1 protein-coding gene is annotated in these 244 nt (G+C 51.2%); it reads right to left on the bottom strand.

Annotated elements, in window-relative coordinates:
• Window positions 1-244: hypothetical protein (locus R0J92_RS25795; protein WP_411053786.1), on the bottom strand; the 244-nt coding region annotated here is incomplete at both ends.

Raw genomic sequence — 244 nt, 5'->3', positions numbered from 1 at the left:
ATCTTTAAATCTTCCATGAATGGCAACTCATCGATGGTCGCATGTTCCGGTACATCGTATAGCTTCGGCAATTGCTCAAGCCACGCCTCCGGTTCAGGGTGAACGCGTGAATAATCGTATAACTTGCCGAGCAAGATCTCCATCGCCTGGTCGCTGCGGTCAGAAGTGAAACTGTCGGCGAGCCTATAGACCTTCTCGCGCCCTTGTCCTTCATAAGCGGATTCGAGCACTGCTTCCATCACAT

It is taken from the genome of Tritonibacter sp. SIMBA_163 (genome assembly GCF_046535935.1).
In the GTDB taxonomy this organism is placed as follows: Bacteria; Pseudomonadota; Alphaproteobacteria; order Rhodobacterales; family Rhodobacteraceae; genus Epibacterium; species Epibacterium scottomollicae.
The sequence above is the reverse complement of the archived record's forward strand: the minus strand, read 5'-3'. Positions and strand labels throughout refer to the sequence as shown.